21 protein-coding genes are annotated in these 23,382 nt (G+C 42.8%); 1 reads left to right on the forward strand and 20 read right to left on the reverse strand.

The genetic code is table 11. From position 1 onward, the window contains the following. Positions 1-10: 10 nt before the first annotated feature. The 11 genes from KIK04_RS03860 to KIK04_RS03910 form a co-directional block, all read right to left on the reverse strand. Positions 11-1,249 (reverse strand): M16 family metallopeptidase, encoded by a 1,239-nt coding sequence (locus KIK04_RS03860; RefSeq protein WP_232277014.1) that lies wholly within the window; start codon positions 1,247-1,249, stop codon positions 11-13. A gap of 17 nt (positions 1,250-1,266) precedes the next feature. Further along, the gene (locus KIK04_RS03865; protein ID WP_232277015.1) at positions 1,267-2,340 is read right to left on the reverse strand and encodes a YcaO-like family protein; all 1,074 of its coding nucleotides are present in this window, start codon (positions 2,338-2,340) and stop codon (positions 1,267-1,269) included. A gap of 42 nt (positions 2,341-2,382) precedes the next feature. Then, positions 2,383-3,195, reverse strand: a complete 813-nt coding sequence (locus KIK04_RS03870) for a nitroreductase family protein (RefSeq protein WP_232277016.1) — start codon at positions 3,193-3,195, stop codon at positions 2,383-2,385. Continuing rightward, complete coding sequence (locus KIK04_RS03875; RefSeq protein WP_232277017.1) at positions 3,188-4,072, reverse strand: McbB family protein; 885 nt, start codon at positions 4,070-4,072, stop codon at positions 3,188-3,190. Before KIK04_RS03875 ends, KIK04_RS03870 begins: the two co-directional genes overlap by 8 nt. 107 nt (positions 4,073-4,179) lie before the next feature. Continuing rightward, the gene (locus KIK04_RS03880; RefSeq protein ID WP_232277018.1) at positions 4,180-4,344 is read right to left on the reverse strand and encodes a hypothetical protein; all 165 of its coding nucleotides are present in this window, start codon (positions 4,342-4,344) and stop codon (positions 4,180-4,182) included. Positions 4,345-4,675: 331 nt separating this feature from the next. After that, entirely contained in the window at positions 4,676-5,644 is a 969-nt protein-coding gene (locus KIK04_RS03885) for an ABC transporter ATP-binding protein (protein ID WP_232277019.1), read from the reverse strand. After that, positions 5,641-6,624 carry an ABC transporter ATP-binding protein gene (locus tag KIK04_RS03890; protein ID WP_232277020.1) on the reverse strand — a complete coding sequence of 328 codons (984 nt, stop codon included), beginning with the start codon at positions 6,622-6,624 and terminating at the stop codon, positions 5,641-5,643. The genes KIK04_RS03885 and KIK04_RS03890 overlap by 4 nt, the downstream gene beginning before the upstream one ends. A 10-nt stretch (positions 6,625-6,634) precedes the next feature. Next, a complete protein-coding gene (opp4C, locus tag KIK04_RS03895; RefSeq protein ID WP_442951133.1) occupies positions 6,635-7,561 on the reverse strand; it encodes an oligopeptide ABC transporter permease in 927 nt (308 codons plus the stop codon). Between the two features lie 15 nt (positions 7,562-7,576). Continuing rightward, on the reverse strand, positions 7,577-8,533 hold the full coding sequence (locus tag KIK04_RS03900; RefSeq protein ID WP_232277021.1) for an ABC transporter permease: 957 nt from the start codon (positions 8,531-8,533) through the stop codon (positions 7,577-7,579). A 78-nt stretch (positions 8,534-8,611) separates the two neighbouring features. Further along, entirely contained in the window at positions 8,612-10,354 is a 1,743-nt protein-coding gene (locus KIK04_RS03905; RefSeq protein ID WP_232277022.1) for an ABC transporter substrate-binding protein, read from the reverse strand. A gap of 578 nt (positions 10,355-10,932) precedes the next feature. Next, on the reverse strand, positions 10,933-12,309 hold the full coding sequence (locus tag KIK04_RS03910) for a polysaccharide deacetylase family protein (protein WP_232277023.1): 1,377 nt from the start codon (positions 12,307-12,309) through the stop codon (positions 10,933-10,935). 134 nt (positions 12,310-12,443) lie between these two features. Here KIK04_RS03910 and KIK04_RS03915 point away from each other — a divergent pair, with 134 nt between their 5' ends. Further along, complete coding sequence (locus KIK04_RS03915; RefSeq protein WP_232277024.1) at positions 12,444-13,616, forward strand: AI-2E family transporter; 1,173 nt, start codon at positions 12,444-12,446, stop codon at positions 13,614-13,616. 37 nt (positions 13,617-13,653) lie between these two features. Here KIK04_RS03915 and KIK04_RS03920 read toward each other — a convergent pair whose 3' ends face one another. The 9 genes from KIK04_RS03920 to KIK04_RS03960 form a co-directional block, all read right to left on the reverse strand. Beyond that, positions 13,654-15,633 carry a peptidoglycan D,D-transpeptidase FtsI family protein gene (locus KIK04_RS03920; protein ID WP_232277025.1) on the reverse strand — a complete coding sequence of 660 codons (1,980 nt, stop codon included), beginning with the start codon at positions 15,631-15,633 and terminating at the stop codon, positions 13,654-13,656. A gap of 415 nt (positions 15,634-16,048) precedes the next feature. Further along, positions 16,049-18,193: a methyl-accepting chemotaxis protein gene (locus KIK04_RS03925; protein ID WP_232277026.1), complete on the reverse strand. Its 2,145-nt coding sequence runs from the start codon at positions 18,191-18,193 to the stop codon at positions 16,049-16,051. A 153-nt stretch (positions 18,194-18,346) separates the two neighbouring features. Beyond that, entirely contained in the window at positions 18,347-19,678 is a 1,332-nt protein-coding gene (locus tag KIK04_RS03930; RefSeq protein WP_232277027.1) for a peptidase U32 family protein, read from the reverse strand. A gap of 46 nt (positions 19,679-19,724) precedes the next feature. Continuing rightward, on the reverse strand, positions 19,725-20,660 hold the full coding sequence (locus KIK04_RS03935) for a peptidase U32 family protein (RefSeq protein WP_232277028.1): 936 nt from the start codon (positions 20,658-20,660) through the stop codon (positions 19,725-19,727). A gap of 118 nt (positions 20,661-20,778) precedes the next feature. Beyond that, the gene (mltG, locus tag KIK04_RS03940; RefSeq protein ID WP_232277029.1) at positions 20,779-21,837 is read right to left on the reverse strand and encodes an endolytic transglycosylase MltG; all 1,059 of its coding nucleotides are present in this window, start codon (positions 21,835-21,837) and stop codon (positions 20,779-20,781) included. 95 nt (positions 21,838-21,932) lie between these two features. Beyond that, the gene (locus KIK04_RS03945) at positions 21,933-22,241 is read right to left on the reverse strand and encodes a DUF1292 domain-containing protein (protein WP_232277030.1); all 309 of its coding nucleotides are present in this window, start codon (positions 22,239-22,241) and stop codon (positions 21,933-21,935) included. Then, positions 22,238-22,564, reverse strand: a complete 327-nt coding sequence (locus tag KIK04_RS03950) for a DUF1292 domain-containing protein (RefSeq protein ID WP_232277031.1) — start codon at positions 22,562-22,564, stop codon at positions 22,238-22,240. Before KIK04_RS03950 ends, KIK04_RS03945 begins: the two co-directional genes overlap by 4 nt. 10 nt (positions 22,565-22,574) lie before the next feature. After that, positions 22,575-22,991, reverse strand: a complete 417-nt coding sequence (gene ruvX, locus KIK04_RS03955) for a Holliday junction resolvase RuvX (protein WP_232277032.1) — start codon at positions 22,989-22,991, stop codon at positions 22,575-22,577. Positions 22,992-23,066: 75 nt separating this feature from the next. Continuing rightward, entirely contained in the window at positions 23,067-23,327 is a 261-nt protein-coding gene (locus tag KIK04_RS03960) for an IreB family regulatory phosphoprotein (RefSeq protein ID WP_232277033.1), read from the reverse strand. Positions 23,328-23,382 lie beyond the last annotated feature (55 nt).

Below are 23,382 nucleotides of genomic sequence, written 5' to 3' on the forward strand. Positions count from 1 at the left end.
CCATACTCGTCTACGTTTTATTAGAGGCAATAATGGAGCAAGCTGGTTTTTCTTTAAAAATCTCATTCACGATTCTATTCATATCATCTAGCGTCAACGCCTCAATATCTGCAATATGTTGAGCGAACGGGTCCGTATTGAATGTCTCGTCATACGGTGCATACAGTACACGCTTACCAAGCTCAATCATTCGCGCTTGATTGCTCTCCGTACCGAACACAATTTTGCTAATTGTCATTTGTTTCGCTCTTTCTAGATTCCGTTCGTCCACTCCCAGTGTATAAATACATTTCATTAATGTATGAAAAGAATGGCGCAACTGGTTCACATCGTTGGAAATAGGGGTCGACATATTTACAACCAGCACACCACCTTCCCTGTATGACAAAGGCGTCATATAAATGGAGTACACGAGTCCTTCCGTCTCACGAAGCTGCTTAGAAAGCATCGATCTTGTTCCACCCCCCACTAATTGAACCATCGTCATGAACGTGGTCATGTTAGGGGAGAGATAAGACATGGATGGGTAGCCAAATGATAGTACGTGCTGGAAAGCCTCACTTTCCTTCACAATCGATGAGCGATTGTAAGTTAGCTCACCTACGTTAATTTCGTCTTTGTGCACCGTACTCATGCTACTTAATATCGAAATAGCATCTTGCGCCTCACTCTCTGTAAATGCACCTGATATGCAGCACACGAGCTTATTCGTCGCAAAATGCTTATCATAAAACGATATCAACTGCTCCTTATTGTACGATCGAATCCCCGCTTCAGTTCCAAGAATTTCTTGCGTCAAAGGATGCTTCTGCAACATCAATTTAAGTAGATTTAGCTGAACCTGTTCATACTGATTATCTCTGAATCTACTAATTTCGCTTAGTATCACTTTTTTCTCTATCTCAACGGCTTCATCTGTAACTTGAAAATCGGTTAACATGTCGACTAATGCTGTTAATACGTATCTCACATGAGTAGGCAGCGCCTTTACATAAACGCAAATCAGTTCCTTCGTTGTAAACGCATTAATCGTCGCCCCAACTGATTCCAAATGTTCGATGATTCCATCATGCTGATCACATTTTTTGTTTTTGAACAATAAATGCTCAATAAAATGCGTCATCCCATTTTCAGATTCCACTTCGTACTTCGAACCTATCTTTAAAAAAATTCCGATAGAGACCGTAGTACAGTTGCTCATCGGATCGGTTACCAGCTGTATTCCATTGCTAAGCTTCAAGATAGCCATGTTAATCTCCTTCATCCTTATGGAAAAGGTATTTGTCGATAAGCGTTAGGAAATTCGGATGTACCTTTGTTAAAACATAACTTCGTTTGACGCTCATTAAATAGTACCGGATACATATGCGGATAACCGTTAGGAGACAAAATTTTAATAATTTTAGTCTTAAATCCATCATATAAACACGGTACGAACGCTGAGTAAGGAATTAAATTTAAATCATCCGCTACCTGCTTCATGACTTTCGGAAGAGATTGTATACTTTCCTTCTGAATGAACTCTTCAAAAGAACAACAATCAGTCATACCTTCCCATAAATACGAAAACTCATCTTTCATTTCCAGTGGTGATAATGATTCATAATATTTCAGATACATATCCGCTTGTTTATCTTGTCCATACTGCTCATAGTTGTTAACATTATTTTTCGTCCAATGATTCGCGAACGTTTGCTGTAATTCCTCTATAGCACCATATATAGCGTCCTCCGCCTTCAAACTCGCCTTTAAACCTAGAGATTTATACTTCTCTCCAAAACCGAGTGCAAATACGACATAGATAGAGTTATGCAATGAAATATTAAACAAGTAAAGCTCATCAATAAAATGATGCACCTTATTCATGATGTTGTTTATTCTCTCATTTTTAACATGTGTACAATCAATTTGAATCCCATTGGATTTTGTAAGCCAATTATATATAAGACTGTGTCTTTCGAAAAATTCCATATAACTTGCTTCAATTACATCCTTAGAGTTTAAATGGGAAGCAAGTCCACAAGAATCGTTAAAGCTACTTCCATCAATAAAATATACTGTATCTGAATCAACTTGAATCGTTTCCCCACTAATTAAATTTAGCGCCTCGAGCTTATCATTTTTGTGAAAATTTCTCGTTATCGTACTTCTTTCGATCCATTCTCCAATCGCAGATTTCAACACACCAGAAAAGTTAAAATGAGAATTATGTCCATAAGCTGCAAGAATATTGCTTGATGTAAGAAACACTTGGCTGTGTGAATTCGTAAATATAGAGCGATCTACGACCCAGTCCTTACCTATAAATGGAGTAACATTTGAGTAATTTTTTATAATCAACTTTAAATCACTTCCCTATGTGATAATATGGAAATATTTCAATTAATTACTCACCTTGCCAAACCATTGTACTAGGGTAACTGGACATGTCCTTGGGTTTAAGCCAGATAAATATGTGAAAGCATGATCGTCAAATCCAGACCAGCAAAAATCGCCAAGTTGCAAATGATTCACTTCCACAATCGTCTCTCGAAAGGCTTGAGCCATTAATCCAATTTCAATTAGCGAGTGCCTGTATCCGCGTCTTTTATACTTTGCAACAGAACGTCGTATATCAATCGCATAGCCGATCATGTAATTAGAATACTTCCTAATATCACCCGCATTTAAAAAATTCAACACTTTTTGAGCTTCACGGTCATCCCAAGCTTTAATTTGCTTCAAAGAATTTTTTTCATAATCATAGATGTAAGTTCCTTTTTTATGTGCGGTATGCAGTATGATATTGTCTTCTAATAAATAAAGAACAGGAATTACCGGATACAACCCTCCACCAGATGGATATCTTTTTGAGGTTCCATGTTCACTTCTGCCAAATGCAAGATACATAATTTCGCTTAACAACTCCGGCGCTATGTTATAATCCAGCTCGAATTCACGTTTACTGCCCACATGATTGACTTTCTTAACTTCAGGCAACAATATTTCGGATTCATAATAGTTAGGTATAATATCAGTAAGCTCAACTTGACTTAACCACTCGTAAGTATCTGAGTTAAACGGAGTTACATCGTATCCGTGCAAAATGGTGGTGCAGCTTTGATGAAATTTCACAACCTCATTTAAAATATCATTATCAAGAATTTTATACATGGCATGATCCCAGTAACCAGATTGATTGCTTCTATTATTCATAACAATCACACAACTCCCAATGTATACTAACATCTCTTGATATTTTGTTTGTACTTAAATCTAACATGAAGGTGTGGTTAATATCTTCTAATGATTCATTCGAGTATAGTACTCTGCCTTTTGTTCGAAAAACAAATTTATCAAGTTGATTCAAAATCATCGTCATCATATTGTAAGTTTCAACAACTGAGATTGGCGCTTCAACTTTGAACGTCGCATCCTCATGATACAAAATATCGATTAAGCCTTGATAAGATAAATCAGCGTACTGATTAACTCGGAGCTGAGTCTCGATAAACCCAACATGACATAAGTGACATGGCTTTTTCCAATCGACATTGTACAAAGAATCCATATAGAACTTGTTGTTATAAATGTACGTCATCATTAATAATGCGCTTTCATATTCTTGTATTTTACTAACGATCTTCTTTGCCAGTAACTTATCGTATGGATTTAAAAATACAATTAGCAACTTGTTATTAAAATTAAAATCACTAACCGTAGTAATCGTGGAAAATGGTAGTTTTGACTCTGCGAAGTAAGGGGCTAGATGTAAATTAAAATGTTCACTAATTGTATCGTTATTAGACAGGAGTACTATCTCCTCAATGTCGAAACAGATTTTCTGTTTTAATTTTACTATTCCATATTTTAAGAGAAACTGTAATGCCACATCTGAATGTTCTCCAAAGGAGTTAGACAGCGAATTCATACTAATCGTTTGTTTTGTTTTAACATCCAAGCTTTTTACATAATGAGCCATAGTAGCATTATTAATTTTAACTATACCTCTATAATTTTGAACAACGACGTCCCCGTTATGAAGTTCATGATAAACAAAATTACTAATCTCGTATTCAACAGCGGCATTCATCTCGTGTTCCTCCTTAAAGTTAGATTGACCTGAAGAACGTTTCATTCTTCAAGTCAATCTGAGGTGAAACCTGTATTAATTTTAGTAATTTAGTCCCTTCAAACAACTCATTTGCCGCCGCCAAGAGAGCAGCTACTACAACTGCTGCTGCTACAAGAACCAGTAACTTCTTGAGCAAGTCGCAATTCCTGTTCAGCGCTTGTAATCCCGATTCCAAACATCGAAGTATTTCGTAGTTGTTCATTCTCTTCCTGTAGGTTTTCCGATATCATAAATTCACCTCCTAAAATTTAACTTCTCAACACCCCTACATAATAATACAAAAAACAGCCTATTACAATAACCACTAGCACCTACCTAAAAATATAATTTGCCCCATTAATAAAGGAATCTACCACCTTCCCATATCAAACAATATACAACAAATAATGAATAATTATTCATTCATGTATTAATATTTGATCATTGGGTAGCTTTTGTAGGCAGCGATGTATGCTATTAGATCCTTTAGTAGCTGCCGCAATTTAAATGAAAATAAATAAAAAACAACCTTAGCCTAGTAACATACTAGACTAAGGTTGTTTCGATAGCGGCTCTAACTCATTACACCAAATGACAAGCAACTTGGTGCCCGCCACCTACGTCGCGGAATTGTGGGATTTCGTGCTTGCAAATATCTTTTACAAACGGGCAGCGAGTATGGAACTTGCAGCCAGACGGCGGATTCGCTGGGCTCGGAATATCACCTTGCAGCACGATACGTTCCGGTCTGCGAGTTGGGTCCGGCACAGGAACAGCCGATAACAAAGCTTGCGTGTAGGGATGCAACGGCTTTGTGAACAATTCATCACGTGGAGCCATCTCCACAAGTGAACCGAGATACATAACGCCGATGCGGTTACACAAATGCTCAACGACAGACAAGTCATGTGAAATGAACAAGTACGTTAAGTTCTTTTGCTCTTGCAAATCGCTAAGCAAGTTAATAATTTGCGCTTGAATCGATACGTCAAGCGCCGATACCGGCTCATCGGCTACGATAAATTCCGGATTCATAATAAGTGCACGCGCAATTCCGATCCGTTGACGCTGTCCGCCTGAGAACTCGTGCGGATAACGATCAATATGATACGGTGCCAAACCACAAATCGTCAAAATTTCTTTAACGCGATCGCGGATTTCAGACTTCGAAACGATGCCGTGGTCCACTAACGCCTCACCGATTGCTTCCCCGATGTTAATACGCGGATTCAAGGAGCTGTATGGGTCTTGGAATACAAGCTGCATCTTCGGACGCATGCTGCGAAGCTCTTTTTTCGACAAATCATGCAGCTCGACGCCATTAAAAAGAACCTTGCCAGCTGTTTTGTCTAACAAACGCAAAATCGTGCGTCCTGTTGTTGATTTACCACAGCCGGATTCCCCTACTAGACCTAGTGACTCACCCTTTTGCAACGTAAAGGAAACATCATCAACCGCTTTAACATTACCTATGGTACGGCCAAGGAAACCGCCTTGGATGGGGAAGTATTTTTTAAGGTTTTCTACTTGTAACAGTGGTGCTTGACTCATTTCGCTTCCCCCTCCTTCTCATATAACCAGCATGCAGCTTTATGACCTTCACCATAAGTGTTCAATGTCGGTTGAGTTTCTGTACAAATCGCCATGCAGTGCTCGCAACGGTCATTGAAATAGCAGTTATTACCTAGTTCAACCGGGTTCGGTACTTGTCCCGGAATCGTGTATAAACGCTTCTGACGTTGATTGATTACCGGCTTCGCACGCAACAAACCTTGCGTGTAAGGATGCTTCGGATTTTTGAACAACTCCATAACCGGAGCTTCTTCAATGACTTTGCCGGCATACATAACGACAACATAATCGGCCATTTCTGCTACGACACCAAGGTCGTGTGTAATCATCATAATCGAAGTATTAAATTCCTTCTTAATGTTACGCATCAAATCCAAAATTTGCGCCTGAATCGTAACATCAAGTGCAGTCGTAGGCTCATCTGCTACTAACAGCTTCGGTTCACAGCTTAACGACATCGCGATCATAATACGTTGACGCATACCGCCACTCAACTCATGCGGATAAGCGTTGAAAATTTGCTCGGCACGCGGAATGCCAACCATATCAATCAGTTCAATCGCGCGTTTTTTCGCTGCTTGCTTGGACATTCCTTTATGCAAAATAAGCGGCTCTGTCAATTGTTCGCCGATTTTCAATACCGGGTTCAATGACGTCATCGGCTCTTGGAAAATCATCGCGATTTCGTTACCACGAATGTGACGCATTTCGCGCTCTTTTATTTTCAATAAATCTTGGCCTTTATATAAAATTTCTCCGCCTTCAACTTTACCAGGCGCTCCAACAAGACGCATCAACGACATGGCCGTAACGCTCTTGCCACAACCTGATTCACCGACGACACATACCGTTTCACCTTCACGAATTGAGAAGCTGACATCGTTAACCGCTTTCACGACTCCGGCTCCGGTATAGAAGTTTGTGCGCAGATTGCGAAATTCGATTAAGTTATTTGCCATATCGTTTCTCCTACCTCTTCATTTTCGGATCAAGTGCATCACGCAAAGCATCGCCGATAATGTTAATAGATACTACAGTTAAGAAAATACATACTCCTGGTGGTACCCATAACCACGGACGTGTCTTAAAATCATACATGTTATTCGCCGCTGAAATCATGTTACCCCACGATGGAGTAGGTGGAACAACACCTAAACCCAAGTAGCTCAATACGGATTCGGACAAAATGGAGCCACCGACAAGCAATGTACCTACAACGATAATAAGTGGGAACGTGTTTGGCAGCAAATGCTTGAAAATTTTGCGGCTATCACGAATACCTAGTACTTCTGCTGCTTGCATAAACTCTTGCTCACGCAACATCAAGATTTGTCCGCGTATAAGGCGGGCAAGACTCGGCCACGATAGCAGCCCGAGCAAAAACATAACGATGTAAATACGTTGGTCTGGTGGAACTTTTAAATCCGATAACAAGGCACCTAATATAATTAGAAGTGGTAGCGATGGTATAGACATCATGATATCTGTAAATCTCATTACAATTGTGTCTACCCAGCCTTTATAAAATCCTGATATCGCTCCCAAAATACTCCCGATACTTACAGCTACGACCATCGCTACTAGACCAACAAGCAAAGATACTTGTCCAGCTAGCATAACTCGTAGGAAGATGTCGCGTCCTAGCGCATCTGTCCCCATCCAATGATCCATACTTGGCGCTTTATATCGATTAGCAATGTTTCTCGTTTCTAGGTCATAGGGCGACAAGCTCGGACCGATAAAACAAACGATGAACATCAAAGTAAGAACAATAAATCCACCCATTGCGAATTTATTCTTACGCACTTGCTTAAAAGCCAACCTCCATGGGGAAGCAGGTTTCGTTTGCGGCACCTTAGCACCTGCTGTAATTGGATTAGCTACAGTTTGCGACACACTAAACTCCCCTTTCTATTTCAAGCGTACGCGCGGATCTGCAACGCGGTACAACAAGTCTGCAATGTAGTTACCAAACACGGTCAAGAGAGCAATAAACATTGTATAACCCATCGCTAAGAAGTAATCACGCGTGTTTATCGCAGCCAAGTTAATTTGACCAATGCCCGGCCAGTTGAAGATTTTCTCTGTGATCATCGCACCTGCAAACAATCCCGGCAGTTCAATACCAAGAAGCGTAATTGCAGGCAGCATTGCATTGCGAAGTGCGTGTTTGAAAATAACTTTCCACTCTGACAATCCTTTTGCTCTTGCTGTACGAATATAGTCTTGGCGAATTACTTCCAGCATGCTCGTTCTGAAATAGCGTGTAAGACTTCCCACATTAAGCGCTGTTAATACAATAACAGGAAGCATAAGGTGATGTGTCAAATCTACAAATTTCCCCCATCCTGTAGCCTCGGAACCTGATGTATACATTCCGCCGATCGGGAAGATGGTATTGTCTACGGCCAATAATTTTATCGCAAACAATCCGACGAAAAATGATGGTAATGACATTAGTGCAAATACGATAAAGGTAACAGCCCCATCAAAGAAGGAATACTGCTTAATCGCTGTGAACACCCCAACTACTATGGCTATGGCCCAACTGAGAACTAATACGATGGCTGCAATCATAAACGAATTCCACATGTAACGGTCAAGGACAGTCGTCACATCTTGTTTATGCTGCAAGGACATACCCAAGTCACCTTTTAAAGTATTCGTAGCCCAAATAACGTAACGCTCAGGCAATGGCTTGTTTAAGCCATGCAATTCTTTTAACTCTTCTGCGCGCTCTTTGGAGATGGTTGGGTTGGCATCGATAAAGTTTCCGGGTGCCAATGCAAATACGGTAAATAGAACAATTGATATACCGATTAGCGTCGGAATTAGTTGCAACAGCCGCCGCAAGGCGTATTGTGTCATAAATATTCCTCCTATGTTTATATAAACCCAAATGCCCAGCCTGCGGCTGAGCATTTGGTATACAGCATGTTACCAAGATTACTGAATTGTGATCGTTTGTAAATCAAATGTGAAATCTTTGTATGGCGAGATGTCAAATCCTTTAAGACGATCGCTGATCGGCCACATGTCACGACGTTGGTACATGAAGATGTATGGCAAATCTTTGTTCAATTCTTGATACAACTCATGGAAGATTAGCTTGCGCTTCTCTGGATCAATCTCTTTACCCGCTTTTGTAAACAACTCGTCTACTTTTTTGTTGGAGTAGCCGTCATCATTTTGCGAGCCACCAGTACCGAACACGTTTTGTCCAACTTGTGGATCTGGAGTCAAGGACCAAGCCATAAACGCCATATCGAAGTCGCCTTTTTTACGCTTATCTTTAACAGCGTTGAAATCCATTACTTCAGCTACAAAGTCGATGCCGAGTTGCTTGTAGTTGTCTTGTGCAACCGGAATAATCGCATCGTTGACTTCACTTTCAGCTGCTGCGGAGAAGATGATCTTGAATTTCTCGCCATTCTTCTCGCGGATACCGTCAGCGCCAACTTTCCAGCCAGCTTCTTCAAGTAGTTGTTTCGCTTTTTCAAGATCGAAGTTATACTTCGTAACTTCATCTGTGTATGACCATGAAAGCTTCGATTGTGGAACATCAATCACATCTGCATATCCTTGGAACACCGCATCAACGATCTCTTGACGGTTCAAGCCATAAGCCAATGCTTGACGTACCTTCTGGTCTTTAAACTTGTCTTTTTTGTGGTTAAAGGCAATGTAGCCATAGCCATTCGTAGGATACAAGTTAACATTCAAGAATCCTAAATCTTTCAATTGAGTAACAGCATCTACAGAAACTGTAATGTCATCCAAATCCGTTTCGCCTGTTTGGAGCAACTGGATATTTGTATCTTTGTTCGTAAACTTGTAGATTAACTTGTTTACTTTTGGTTTACCGCCATGGTAATGCTCGTTTGCAACCAAGACAGCTTCTTGGCCTGCTGTAAACTTCTCAAGCTTGTAACGACCATTTCCAAGTGGATTTGTATAGAAATTTGTAAAATCTAAGCTACCTTGTTTGTAGTCCTTACCATAGTAAGCTTTAGAAAGAATACCTAGTTGTCCGAGTGTATTCAGAGCTGTAGCCTTCTGTTCTGTTGTTGTAATGCTAATCGTACGAGGATCAACAACCTTAACTCCTGAAATGGACGTTGCTTTACCTGCTTTATAATCTACGCCGCCTTTAATTGGCGCATAAAGTTCGATGTCACTTGGTCCATCATAAGCTTTGTCATAGTAAACATGCATCGAGAAGGCAACATCCTCTGCTGTAAGAGCAGTACCGTCACTAAACTTCAAGCCTTCTTTAAGCTTAAACGTATACGTCAGCTTATCGTCAGAAATCGTGTAGCTCTCCGCCAAGTCCTCGGAATACGAGCCGTCTTTTTGAATTTCAAACAGATAGTTGAACATGGAATCTGCAACATATCTGTCGTATTGTGACTCTGCATGCGTAGGCAAGAATATGCCTGATGGAGCACCTATACCGAGAATCATTGAATCTTTGCGCGCCTTTGCAACGTCAGGAACTGCTGCTGGGTTCGAGGCAGGGATAACACCCTCGGATACGAGTTCTTCTTTAGCAGCTCCAGATTCAGCAGGTGTTTGTGTCGACTGACTTGCATCTTTCTTGTCGCCCTCAGATTTGGAACCACCGCATGCAGACAACACTAGCGTGAGTGCCATAGTCAAACTAAGTAGCATTAGCAATTTCTTCTTCATAACGTTCGCCCCCTATTAATATCTAAGATGTTATATGAACATTTTATTACTACTAACTACATTATATTTAATCAAAAAAATGTATAACTATGATTATTATGATAGATGAAAAGTTTCGTTTTATTTTTATAGAACGGTGGTCAAATAAACTCCATACGACAAGGTTCCATAAGCAGGAAACGAATGATTTTTCACTATATTACTTGATAGTGAGCCTTTTGTAAATGCCTATGTAAGCTTTATATTAAAAGATTTTAATATTTTCTCGATAACTTTTTTTTATCAAATTCAGACAACATTCGTATAAGTAGAGAGAAAATATGACAATTGTATTGATATTATCATGTATTTCGCTTGAAATGTCCTCTATTAGAAAATTTTTTGCGACTCTGTCCTTCTATTAAGAGCATTCTTCCATGACATGTTACTTGCATAAAATTTGCATAAAACTTGCATTCCTTTTTCATAGCATTTACATGATGTGATTTTCTGCATAGCTACACGGCCTTGAACGCAAAAAAGTCTCGTTCGCAGGCTTATAGGGCCTACGACGAGACTTTACATATATTGGTTAATAGTTACAATATATTAGGCGTTTTTCCAACTCTATTACTCGGATTTATTAATAAGCAGTCTGACGAATTGGAATCGAACGCATAATCGGTATGTTTTCCATAGCGCGCAAACAGCGTCTCTAATGACATTGCGGTAAGCTTCGGAACCAATTGCTCTTTATTTTGCCGTAGCCTGCGCTTCCCATGCGGATGAATAACACTCATAAGTAAGCGCAAATATTTACGCGATAACCAAGAAAATAGCCCTGGTGGTAAATCACGTACAGTAAAGCCAAACTGTTCAGGTCCACGATGGATCATACTAACTCCATACAATGCCTTTACATTCGAACATAGCTCTGGCCGCTCCGCCAAATATTCAGCCAACTCAGGCAATGCTTTTTCCGTTGCTCTAATCATTTGGATCGCAATCTGCATTTCTGAGCGTGCATGCCTACCAATTTCAAATAGACGTTTATTATCGAAATGAAGCTCCAACACTTGATCGTCCCGTTTCAACTCTACCCCGTCATCGAGTAATAGTGATTCGCCATAATAAGGACGAACCCGAAAATGAAACACCGGATCGCTTACATTTGTCGTTTTCATTCCGAACAGAAGATGGAAACCTTGCTCATAAGCTAGCCATATGCGAATAACGGATCGCTTCAACCACGTCGGGTGAAGCGCACGGTATCGATCAGACGATTTGATTAATTCGTCAATCCGTACACATTTCAATTCACGCTCTTCCGCCCGCTGTAAAAATTGTTCCAGCGCGATCAGCATATTGGCCGGCGCTTCACGATCCGCACCTAGAGTGAGGCCACAATCATGCAGCAGTAGCACTTCTCCTCCACGGCATTTATGCATCATACGATTGTATAACCGTTCAACCCCAACCTTTTTACGCCAATCATTAAACATGCCGGACCATAATATAATTTGCAAGTGGCCAAGATTACTAAAATCAAATAAATTCACGATTCCCCAAGGAGGACGATAATAAACCGGCCGTTTCCCTGTAGTATGTTCAATAATATCTGACGTTTTACGAATTTGACGTTTAACCGTCCTCGGACGCATGAGCCAATTTGTCTTATGCACGTAGTTATGAATACCGATCACATGACCTTCATCGTGCATGCGTTGTAACAATTCTGGATGCTTTTCTGCATAAACCCCGAGAACAAAAAATGTAGCCTTCGCATTATATTTGTTCAAAAGATCGAGTAACATCGGCGTATATACAGGATCTGGACCATCATCGAATGTCAGAGCGAGCTCGTGGTCGCTGCGACCTTTTTTAAACACCCTAAAACCGAACAAGCGACTCACGATACCTGGGAGAAACGCATAAAACGTCAGGATGTAAAATCCCCACAATAAAATGAATTCCATCCTACTTCCCCGTTTCGTTTTGTATCTTTTTCGTACTCTTTATTGTAACATATGGTGTGACAAAATAGGCATATCATTTCGTTTTGTTGTAAAATAGAAGCAGTACTTTATATGGAAATGAAGGAGTCTGATCAATGCTCACTTTTTATCGAAAATATTGGCGGACCGCTTTTGACATTGCACTGATCATTTTAACGGTCTATCTCATCATGTACGGCTTTAGCTATTTATATGCGATCGCTGCACCGATCTTTTTAGCTTTGCTCGTGTTTGTGATGATTGAACCGTTGGCCCGCTTTTTGGCGCGGCGCGGGATGAACAAAGCAGCCGCATCCGCGATTTCGGTGCTTGTGTTCACATTAATCATTTTAAGCTCCATGTTCGGAGCAGGCTTAATCTTTATTAGTCAGATGAGTGAATTGCAAAACGCACTGCCTCAATATGGAGAAGCGTTGCAAAAGCAGGTTGTTAATTTAGCGGCCTATTTGCAAACGAAGTACGAAGCACTCCCTAATGATGTATCGTTGAAAATTAAAGAATACGTCGGCGTCATTACACAAAAGGGCTCTGCGCTTGCTGTCACTTTTCTCGGATGGCTAGTCGGCAACCTTAAATCGTTCTCTACCTTTATTATGAATTTTGGTATCGCCATTATTTTAGCTTATTTTTTAAGCATTGAAATTGGCGATTGGAAACGGATTACGAAAGAAAAAACACCCCGTACTTTCAAAAATGCGTTTCATTTTTTGAAAGTAAACGTGTTTCGTGGCATAGGCGCTTACTTAAAAGCACAACTTAAACTGATATCGATTACGTTTACGCTTGTGTTTGTATCGCTGCTTGGCTTAGGCGTGAACAACGCCTTCTCGATTGCGTTGCTGTCCGCCTTGTTTGATATTTTGCCGTTGTTAGGCATTCCGGTCATTTTCATTCCTTGGATTGTATACTTGTTGTTCATCGGGAATACATGGCTAGCCGTTTCACTAACCATTGTACTCGTCGTGGTCATGTTAACACGCCAGTTCTTGGAACCTAAGATCACAGGAAATACGCTTGGTGTGTCTGCCTTTACGATGCTGTCTTTTATGATGATTTCGTTGTCTTTGTTCGGCGTTATGGGCTTAATTATGTCACCGATCTTGCTCATTCTCGTTAAGGCGCTTTACGATCAAGGATATTTGAAAAAATGGATTCGTATGCCTGCTGAGGAATTTGATGCTGATCCTTCTTCTAATGAGGCGAACACGGTTCAGGCTGTTGAGCAAACAGACGAGCAAGACCGCGGTACCGATCATCCCATAAAATAATATATGAAATAGAGCCGCTCGTTGTCCCCGAGCGGCTCTATTTATGTGGCTGTTGCTCGTTGTCCGCGTTATGATGCTGTGCGAGCACATCCATCACCGCGCGAAATAGCGCTGTTGCTCGATGCGAATGTGATCCCGGCTCATCCATGGCAACAACGGATACGGCATAGCGGGGAACTTTATTGGCTGACACCCCTTGTAAATGGGTAGGGCCGTAGCCGACAAACCAAGTATGAACCTTGGAAGTTCCATGTGATTCTGCTTGCGCCGTGCCGCTTTTGCCTGCAAGCGGCCAGCGCGCGCTTGTTAAGGCAGTACCTGTGCCATGCTGCACGGTGTCGGCCATCCATTGAAGCAATGTATGCGCTGTGCGCGGCTGTATAACGCGTACAATTCGTGCTTGGGGCGCAAATTGCGCAAAGGGACGACCTTGCGCGTACTGGACTTCGCGCACTAAACGAGGATGTCCACCATAACCATCATTTAGCAAGGTAGCGACAAGGTTGGCCGCTGCGAGCGGCGTCACGCGCACATCACGCTGCCCGATGCCAACTTGAGCCTTTACGCCGCCGTCTACATGTAATATCTCAGCTGAACTTTGCGATTCAGATTCAGATTTAGATTTAGGATTAGACTTAGACTTAGGCTCAGATTTATGCTCAGGCACAAAAACACGTCCACGCTCTTCACCATCAAAATGCTTAAGCTGCGTATGTCCTACTCCGTCATCTGAAATCATACCGACCGTATCGCCTACACCCAGTCGATGAGCGTAGGCTTGAATGGTACTTGCATCAAGACGTTCTCCTAATGCAGCAAAAGTAACATTGCATGACTTCGCGAACGCTTCACGCAGGGATAGACGACCATGCCCGTCAGACTTCCAGCAAAGCAATCCATATTTTCCATACTTCCCATTGCAATGAAACGATTCATCAATAGAAGTCACACCACTCTCTAGAGCTGCGGCCGCAATGACTAGCTTAAAGACCGAGCCAGGAACAATCGCCTTTAGCGCTTGATTATTCCAATCCGTTCGTTGTGGCTCTACATGATTCGGGTTGTAACTCGGACGTGACACCATCGCAACAACATCACGTGTACTGGCATCTAGTACAACAATTGCCCCTTTTTTCAAACCGACACGATCGACTGCTTCTTCTACATCACGCTGCAATTGGATGTCTGTCGTCGTAACAACCTTCAACGGATAATTAGGATTATCCGGTCGTCGCAATCTCACATCTAGCCCATGCAGGGGGCGATGTGCTACATCGGTATAATGAACAAACGTCGTCTCTCCTAAGCCCCGCAGAAGCGGCTCAAAAGAACGCTCTAGCCCAGCTGCACCTTGTACACTTTGCACTCCATGCTTAGAGGTGTTAGCCCCTCTTTCGATAACTACATCCTGAGGACGAACAGCAGATACGTAGCCAACCCAATGCGGCGTCTGTTGCCCTAGCGGATAAGCTAACTGTAGAGGGAGAATACGAACACCGTCCCATTTAGCGCGAATCATGTATTGCGCTTGATCTGCTGGCAACAGATAGGGCAGCTTCTTGTCTTCGGCTGACGGCCACAACAGCGGCACCGTTGCGGACGACCATTTTTGGATAAGTTCACTTTGTTGTACGTTCAGCGCTGCTGCTAGTTGTTGCGTCACAGCCGATGTCATAACGGACGGATGTACAGGAAATAATACAAGACCGTACCTCTTTTCACCTCGGATTGGGCGACCTTTTCGGTCAACAATACTGCCGCGTCCGTCCTCCAGCACAATCGCTCGCTCTCGTTGAATAATCGATTGTTGCAGCAACGTATACTCATCGGCTGGATGTTTATTTGAATATTCACGCTCAGTATGCTCATGGGCATTCACTGCGCGATAAGTCTGAACAGACCGATGAGGTTGAATAAACTGCAACCAACCAAGCCGCATCGTGTAACAGATGAGAATGAATGTTATGAATAATGCTGCCGCCGCGATACGGGAACGGATATGAATTGGACGTGACAATGTTAACTCTCCCTTCATTTTAAGATACAACAGTAACATCCTATCAGAACGTAAAACGAATTATTTATTCCTTTTAACCGCTTATTATTTCCAAGCGAATCTCATTTCATACATGTCCACTATAACTAGATGAAATACACACCATACAAAAAAGGCTGCCTCCACCAAAAAGGGGAAAGCAACCTTCTTCATACTCATCCAATAAAATTTAAGCGCTATGCATATTGGTTCAATGTTCATTCAATATTAATTCGATATTCGTTCAATTTGATTTTAATTTGAGTTCACTTTGAGTTCAATATCGGTTCAAACCTTGCCCTTAATTCGCTAAGTCATTAAGATTCAACCTTTTCCCCTACGTCAGCGGACAGTTGCTCAAAGGTAAACCGAGACTTGCCCTTAATTCGCTAAGTCATTAAGATTCAACCTTTTCCCCTACGTCAGCGGACAGTTGCTCAAAGGTAAACCGAGACAGACGCTCCTGCAAATCAAGCGATACTTGCTCCAACTCGTTAGACAAGTTCACAAGCCTCGCAGACACCGACATTTGCTCGGAGCTAAGTGATGCAACCTCTTCAGAAGTAGCTGATGATTGTTCTGCAACGGCACTTACATTTGCTATCGCCTCATTTAGCGCACTCTGGGTTTCAGACAAATCATGGACCGCAGATGTAGCACCATCTAGCTTCGTCATCAGCGTCCCCATTTGCACATGGACAGCTCGAAAAATAATGTCTGCTTCCTTAACGGCGTCCGCTTGCTCACGAAAAATCGGATTAGCGTCACCTAACATCCTAACGGTTTCGTTCACTTCACGCTGAATATTTTCGGTAATGGAGCCGACAATCTCAATCGATTGCTTGGATTGATCCGCAAGCTTACGAATCTCATCAGCGACGACCATGAATCCTTTGCCCGCTGCTCCAGCTCGCGCTGCTTCGATAGCCGCATTCAGTGACAAGATGTTCGTCTGTTTAGCCAACTGAGTCAACACATCCAAAATATTGCGCGCAGACGACGTGCTATCTTTAAGCGCATCAACTTTACTAACGAGCGAATGGACGATTTGTTCAGTCGCAGCCGTCTTGTCATTTAATTCATCCATATAACTCGTGCCGCGTTTACTGGCATTTTCCACTTCCGTCGCAGCCTGGAACATAGCTGCATTTAGCTGTACGACTTGCGCTACTTGATTTGCTGTATGATCCGTCCATTCATTTCCTCGTTCTGCTTCCGCTGCCAATCCTGTCGCACCACTCGCAATTTCTTCCGTCGCTAACGCAATGTCACGCGCCGCTTGCGCCGTTTGCCGCGATGCGTCGCTAAGCTTGCTCGCACTTGTCATAACGGATTGCGCTGAACTTCCCGTGCGCTGTACTAAATCGCCGATGCGACTCATCATAGTGTTAAAGCTTGCGGCCACCTCACCGATCTCATCTTTGGATTGCACAGCCATTCGCAATCCGAGTTGGCCTTGCGCTCCTTCTTCCATTAAGTCACGCATTCGCTTAAGCGGTCTGCCAATGCTGCGCATGACGTACCAGCCCATCAAAATAGCAATAAGTAGAGCCACACCAATACTAAGCAGGGTCATATTTCGAATAGCCGCTGTCCCAGCAAGAAGTTCATCAACAGGAATAAAGCCATTTAAGGTCCAATTCGTAATACTCGACTTATAATATACACCGAGCAATTCCTGACCTTCTTTGTTAGTCACAGACTGTCTACCCGTCTTTTCTCCATCTGCCACTAATTGCACTGGCGGCGCTTGACCAATCAGCTCTTTATTGTGCGAGATCACCAGATTCCCCTCAGCACTGACTAGCTGCGCAAATCCACCTACACCTGTCTTCCACTCCATATGCTCTTGCAAAGAATCCGCGTATATTTCAGTAACGAGCATATACGTATTGCCTGAGCTAACGTTTTTAACAGTGCGTGCCAACGCAAATGTCTCCTTAGGGCCTTGCTGGGATAACCCTTTCTCTGATGTCGGGACCCACACGACACTGCCCTCTTTTTGCACCGCTTGTTTAAACCAAGATTCGTTCCGAAGACTACCCAGCATAGAGTGAGCCAAGCCACTCGTATAAATCGGTCCATATGACTCTTCAACCGGTATCAGCAGCAGACTGAATACGGAATCGTTCCCAAATACAAGCGCTTTTAAATTTTTCTCGACATCCGTCATCCTTTGTAACTTTTCATACTCTGTAATTGCTGTATTCGTCTTCGTAAGCGATAGCGCCTTCTGTAAATCTTGATCAAACAAAATTTGATTCGAAAGATCAACATAGTTGTTGAACATAATATCCAACTTATCGCCTAACTGTGTGATCGCCGCTTCCTCCAGCATAGACATTTCTTGCTCAATAATCGTTCTAGACTGGTTGAAAGAAAATAGACCTATACTTCCGACAAGCACGGTAATACCGATAAAAAACAACAAAAATAATCTTGTTCCTACTGAACGAGCAGGATGCCATTGCAGGTTCCTCACCTTAAATTTATTGTTGTTCAAGGGTGAATTGCTCTGCTTCCGAAGTAACACCCAACGCATATGCCTCCCCCTTAATTAAAAGTCTTATGCACGATACCTTGTTGAACTAGTGAACCATTTTTATCATTCGACACAAGACGACTAATCCCTCTATTTTCCTGAACATAAAAAAACCCCCTCGGCACATCCAAGGGGGTCAACTATCGTTTAGCGTTATTTTCTTTTGCGCATCATATCGAAATAAGCAACAGGCTGGGCTACTTTCATGCGTACATGCTGCAAAGGATGACGAGCAACATCTAGCTCGTTTCCTTCTGTATCCCAAATGCACTCTACTGTCTGCTTAAAGAACTTGCCATTTGGTCCAAAGAACTCAATTTCAGTGCCCACTTTGAAATGGTTGCGCTGCTGTATAGTAGCAATACCTGTCTCAGCATCGTAATCCATAACAAGGCCCGCAAAATCAAACGGCACCGCTTTATCTTCCGGCTCATAAATATGATCTTCATGATCCGGATCTTCAATGAAGAAGCCTGTATTAACAGGGCGGTTAGCTGCTTTGTTCATTTCCTCAATCCACTCTGGCTTCACCACATAGTTGTCTGGGTCTGCTAAGTAAGAATCGATTGCCTGACGGTATACATTGATGACCGTTGCCACATAGTGAATGGACTTCATCCGGCCTTCAACTTTGAAGCTGTCTACGCCTACTTCGATGAGTTCAGGCAAATGATCGATCATGCACAAATCTTTTGCACTCATCGCAAAATGGTTATCTTCCTCTTTAAACAACGGTAATTGCGTGATACCGACCTTGAACTGCTCCAAAGCAGAGGATTCTGCTGCTTCCTCCGCAGACACCAATTCGTCCAAGTTAGGACGTCCGTCCTCAAACAAATCGTATTTCCAACGGCAAGATTGGCAGCAACCTCCACGATTGGAATCGCGGTCTGTGAAGTGATTCGACAACACGCAGCGTCCAGAATACGAAGAACACATAGCACCATGAATAAAGGCTTCGATTTCAACATCGACGCGACTCTTCATCTCTGCAATTTCTTCCAGACTCGTTTCACGAGCAAGAACGACACGCGGCGCGCCTTCTTCTTTCCAAAATTGCACCGTTTGCCAGTTGGCAATCGACTGCTGTGTACTCACGTGTACTTCCACGCCTGGCGCAACGCGCTGAGCGGTCTCAATAATAGCTGGGTCAGCCACAATAATAGCGCTAATCCCTACTTCTTCAAGCTTGCGCAAATAAGCTTCTATACCTTCAATATCTTCATTATGAGCGTAAATGTTCGTTGCAACGAATACTTTGGCTCCATACTTGTTAGCGAATTCCACGCCTTCGCGCATTTCTTCAAAGCTAAAATTGTCCGCGTTCGAACGCAAACCGTACTTTTGACCGCCAATATATACAGCATCTGCTCCGTAATGGACGGCGAATTTCAGCTTTTCCAGATTGCCAGCGGGAGCTAGCAGTTCCGGTTTATCTAGGCGGTACCGCTTACCTGTAAACTTAGGCTTTACCTTCGTTGTCATTGCTGTGCTCCCTTCATCCTCGGTAAATCTTATTTATCTCGTGCATTTAGTACATCTGTTCTTTATAGAAAAATCCGAATGACAGCTCGCGTTCAGGGTCTTGAACGCTGCGAATGCGCTCCAGCCACTCTTCCTTAAATTCATACTGCTCAGGGTTCGCCACATACGCATCGATCGCTTCGCGATAAACACGAACGACCATTTCATTATAGGTCGTCGATTTTAGCAAGCCTTCTATTTTAAAGCTGTCGATACGTGCATCCAGCAAAAACTTAAAGTCTTCGATGATGCACACATCATCCGAACTCATAATGTGCGTACCATTTATATCTTCGTACAACGGATACTTTTCATCTTGACGCTCTTGTTCAATTAAGAACATTTTGCGATCCAAGCCAACATTGTTCGCCTGTTCATCATCGCCGATATGATGAAAATAATGCTGCACCAAATTACGCTTCGAATGATAAATGTTCGTCATGCCGTGTATTTGAACTTCAACTTCCATATCCGGAAGTTGTCGCTTCATTTCTTGAATCTCTTCCATGTTAAGCTCACGCGCAGCAACGATACGCTTAGAGCCACGCTTCTGCCAATACCGCGCTGTCATATAGTTTGTGGACGTCATCTCAGCATTCCAATGCAGCTTTAATGATGGCGCTGCTTGTCTTACGCTCATCAGAATAGCCGGGTCACCGAATATTACCGCGTCTACGCCAAGCGCTTCAAGCTGCTGCAAGTATGCAGGCAAATCGTTTAACACATCGTTATGCAAAATGTTGTTTGCTGACACATACAGCTTTGCACCGTACTTGCGGACGATAGGTATGCATAACGCGATGTCTGCTAGCGTCACATCACCCGGCAGACGCATGCCGTATTTTTGCTCCCCGACGATAACCGCGCTTGCTCCAGCTTCCAGCATACGCTCTACTTCTGCGACGCTACCAGCCGTAACTAGCAATTCAGGTTGATATGTCATCCTAGTCACCACTTTCATATATGCCTTACAAGCGAACAATGAGCAACTTAAACGTCGTACGGTGTCCATTTGCAATCACCGAATCGAACCGCCTTCGCTGCTGTTTCGCAACATGTTGTTATTTCGCCTGCTGTTTACTTTTCTCGATATTACGCTCATGTTCCGCGAACGTTTTTGCGAATAAATGTCCACTCGTGCCGTCTTTTTTCGTCACATAAAATAAATACTCGGACGCCTCGGGCTGCAAAGCAGCCTTAATTGACGCTACACTCGGGCTTGCAATCGGCCCTGGAGGTAAACCTTCAATTTTGTACGTATTATAAGGGCTGTCAATACCCAAATCTTTATAATACAAGCGTTCCTTAGGTTTGTCTAGCGCGTACTGTACCGTCGCGTCGATCTGCAATCTCATGCCTTTTTTAATGCGGTTATAGATAACACCTGCAACGAGTGGGCGTTCTTCATCCACAACGACTTCCCGTTCGATCAGAGATGCGATTGTAAGCAGTTCATGCAAATCAAGACCTTGTTTCTTCATATCTGCTTGCCATTGCGGAGATGCATCATCCAGACGTTTCTCGGTCTCCTTGATCATCCGGAGCACGATATCCTCTGCCGCACTTTCTTTTTTCAACTCGTACGTTTCGGGGAACAAATAACCTTCAAGCTGGTGCATAATCAAGTTGCTGTCAGGTATAGCATCAAATAAAGTCGTGCGTCCCTTCAACCATGCTTTATCGTTAACGAGCTGCAAAAAATGGCTTCGTTCTACATATCCTTCTTTGCTAAGCTTGTCCGCCATTTGCGTAACCGTATATCCTTCTGGAACCGTAAACCGGATCATTTCATCTTTCAAGACGTCACCTGCGTTAAGCTTGCGAATGATCTCATCTAACGTAACACCAGGTTGAAAGGCATACGTGCCGGCTTGAAAACGAGCACCTTCGTTGTTCATTTTCAAATACGATTTAAATAAGAACGAATTGCGAATGATTCCTGCTTGCTCTAACTGAGAAGCAATGACAGAAGGCCCACTACCTCGTTCAATAGTAAGCTTTACTTGGCTTTCTTGTGCTGGCATCGGCTTTAATCCGTTCCATGCGTACCACACGCCAACTCCCGCAAGCAAAGCAACCATCACCAATAGCGCTAAAGACACTTTAGCCCAAGACTTCATTCTTACACCTCTCCAACATGGCAAAAAAGAGCGGTTAAGCCGCCCTTTTCACCAAAATATTGTTCGTTACGTTGCTGGAATTCACTTACTTATCGTTACTTCTCTGCTTCAAACTCGTCCGCATATGCATGCTCGTCATAAAGCTCCATAACTTCTTCCCACTCTTCGTCATCCGTGATGCTCTCAAGCTCAAAGCCGCCATCGCCATCCGCAACGACCTGGAATAAATCCGGCTCTGCGTCCTTCGCACCTGTCGGCAACAACACGGCATACGCTTTGTCGCGAAGCTTAAACTCAGCTACTAATGTATATTCGCGGCCTTTTCCCTGTTCATCTGTCATTTCGACAGATTGTCCGTATAGGCTTCGCAATTGATCGATAAATTGAATTTGCTCTTGACTCACGCTTTATTACCTACATCCGCAGCGGAGTCCTCTTCTTCGTCGTCATATCCAGCTAATGTATTGAATGTTTCTTCAACGATATTCCACTCTTCTTCGTCTTCAATCGTGAACAGTTTCAAATCGTCGCCATCTTCTTCATAGCGGAATGCGTATACTTCTTCTTCCTCATCGTCCGTGCCTTCTACAGGCACGACCATCATATACTTTTTGTCAGAGCCGTCGACATCAAACTTCATGATGACTTCGAACTCTTCCTCGTTGCCTTCGTCGTCCGGAATATAAATAATTTCCGCTTCTTCTTGCAGTTCTTTATTATTCGTCATAATAAACCCCTCACCTTCTTGATTCAAAGTCAAGATACGTTTGTAAAATAATCGTCGCCGCCATCTTATCGACGACTTGCTTACGCTTTTTGCGACTGACGTCGGCTTCGATTAGCGTGCGTTCCGCCGACACCGTGCTCAAGCGCTCATCCCAAAGGTGAACGGGAAGTCCGAACAATTGCTTCAGCGTTTCAGCAAAAGCAAGGCTTATTTCGCCGCGCGGACCTATAGTACCATTCATATTTTTCGGCAGTCCGAGCACGATAGCTTCAACGCCGTGCTCCTTAATGATGGCTTCCAAGCGCTGCAAATCAGCATCATCATTGCGACGTGTAATTACTTCTAAACCTTGAGCTGTCCAACCGAATGCGTCGCTAACTGCAACACCGATTCTACGATCCCCATAATCCAAGCCAAGAATTTTCATCTTATCTCCTACGATTTGTTTCTTCTATACATGTTATTCATGATGCCGGTACACAGAATCATCATCGATAAATGATTATCGATGATGATTCAAGTAAAAGCGAACCAACTCTTCGATAAGTTCGTCCCGTTCCTTCTTGCGTACTAGGCTTCGAGCGTTGTTATGACGGGGGACATATGCGGGATCCCCGGACAGTAAGTAGCCAACGATTTGGTTGATAGGATTGTATTCCTTCTCCAAAAGCGCATCATACACGGATAACAAAATTTCTTTGCTGGACGCTTCTTGCTCTTCTGCTTTGACATTGAACTTCATCGTTTTATCCATGGAATTCATCGCCGTCACCTCGCTTTACTCTTATCATAACACATACCCAATCAAACTAGAAAAT

This window comes from Paenibacillus sp. 481, assembly GCF_021223605.1.
GTDB lineage: Bacteria > Bacillota > Bacilli > Paenibacillales > Paenibacillaceae > Paenibacillus_B.